This is a genomic window from Pseudoalteromonas sp. SG45-2 (assembly GCF_014164115.1).
GTDB classification, from domain to species: Bacteria; Pseudomonadota; Gammaproteobacteria; order Enterobacterales; family Alteromonadaceae; genus Pseudoalteromonas; species Pseudoalteromonas distincta.
Genome location: NZ_JACJEO010000054.1, coordinates 1 through 2,014, shown reverse-complemented (window position 1 = coordinate 2,014; position 2,014 = coordinate 1). Strand labels below are relative to the sequence as shown.

Here is a 2,014-nt window from a genome sequence, read left to right as displayed (position 1 = left end):
CACGAATACATGAATACACGAATACATGAATACATGAATACATGCAATTGAGGTCATTATGAAAATTACAACAACACTTACCGGTTACGAAGTTTCTGCAATTCTCGATTGTATGGATACTAAAATAACCGCTCTAAATAATGTATTAGAATCTGAGGACTTTGATTCTGATTTATTAGATTCATGTAAATTAGAAATTGAAAAATGCAAAAATCTGATTTTAAAGCTTTCCCTTAAAGCACCCCTAACCCCCCATTAGTTTGGGGAGGTTATTTTTTTGTAAGACTTGTCTTACGTAAGGCCACACTCAGAATTGATATAAAGGCCTATAGCCAACTGGCCGAAACAGTAAACCATCTCCGATTGGAGAAACCAACCTCGCGCTTGCGCCCCTGATAAACATTTTTTAGTTACGAAAACCCCGATTATCGTAACCTATTTGATAACCAGCCAAGCGAAGTCTGAGCGTAGATGGTTATCAAATAGGTTTAGAGCCAACTTTAAATAAATACATTACCTCATCGTGCCTTTTGTCCGTTATGCGGAATTTACACTGTTTTTTGTTTGGGGAGGGGCCCACTTGTGGGAGGGGTCTTTGAACAAAAACAGGTGTTATTCGTCTTTTTTTGGGGATGCTTTTTGGTGTTCGGGGTTCGCTTTTGCGGAGCAAAATCCTTTACTTGATACTATAGAAACAACGCACATTTACAATATGCACTTAAAACATGCTTCAAAGCCTTGCTGTTAAAGGGTTTTTACGTTAAATTTAAGTCCCTACTCGACAGGGTAGGTAAAAAGGAATTTGAGGTTTTTTTACTTTTATTTTTAAGACGCCACTATAAACATTAGGCTCTAGGAAAGGACAAAGGGGAGTGCTTGAACACATCCCCTTCAATGATCCTCCAGAAGCTACCGACCAAGGCGCAACTGAAAGACCTCATCTTCTCAACTTTCTAAAGTCACGAGAGAAGACAATGAAAATTATATATGAAGACCTGCCTGTTATCTATAATTCGGGCGAGATTTTGCAAGATTCCACCGACTGGCGTACTTTTAAACTCAAAAGCACTGCCGTATCACATGCTATGAGCAATACACACGCTGACCGATCTCATAAAATCCTTGATTGCGGTTCACTTTTAGCTTTTGCTGTAACTAGCACCGGAGACAAAAGACTTATTAAAGCTTATTTTTGCAAGGATAGAATGTGTCCTTCTTGTCAGAAGAGACGTTCATTGGTTGTATTTCATCAAGTTAAAGATGTCTGTTTATCACTTCAATCCCAATACAAAAGTACAAGATACTTACTTTTAACCCTTACAGTCCCTAATGTTTCAGCTTTAGACTTGCCCGAAGAAATTAAAAAAATGAATAAGGCCTGGGCCAGTTTATCCAGGAAGGTTGATTTTAAAAAAGCTGTTTGGGGTTGGTTTAAGGCTTTGGAGATTACCCATAACAAAAGAACAAACACCTACCACCCACATTTTCATATATTGCTGGCCGTTCCTGCTGAATACTTCAAGGGTAAAAATTACATAAATCAATCTCGCTGGCTTGAGCTTTGGCAAGTGGCCATGAAGAACGATTACATTACGCAAGTTGATGTAAGGCGTGTAAAGCCTAATCCTAAGCGCTCAGGCTCAACCATAGAGGCCGCAGCCGCAGAGGTTGGCAAATACGCCACGAAGCCATCAGATTACATTAAAAAGGTATCTCCTGATTATTATGTCGCAGATGAAAAGATAGTTTCTGAACTTGCCGACATACTTAAACAAAAGCGGTTAATAGCTTTCGGAGGTCGTATGAAAGAGCATTATCAAAAATTAAAGCTAGCAGACGCTGATTTGGATTCTGTTGATTTGATTAATGTTACAGGTGAGTCCGACCAAGTGGACGCCGTTGTTCTTCAAATGTACAAGTGGAATATAGGTTTAAAACAATATATCTCATGATTACATGAATACACGAATACATGAATACACGAATACATGAATACATGAATACATGCAATTGA

Annotated in this window: 2 protein-coding genes; both read left to right on the top strand. The window is 38.6% G+C overall.

The window, feature by feature from the left end; translation table 11 throughout:
- Window positions 1-58 precede the first annotated feature (58 nt).
- Window positions 59-259, top strand: a complete 201-nt coding sequence (locus tag H5116_RS20025) for a hypothetical protein (protein ID WP_182716922.1) — start codon at window positions 59-61, stop codon at window positions 257-259.
- Between the two features lie 613 nt (window positions 260-872).
- A complete protein-coding gene (locus tag H5116_RS20020; protein WP_182716921.1) occupies window positions 873-1,952 on the top strand; it encodes a protein rep in 1,080 nt (359 codons plus the stop codon).
- Window positions 1,953-2,014 lie beyond the last annotated feature (62 nt).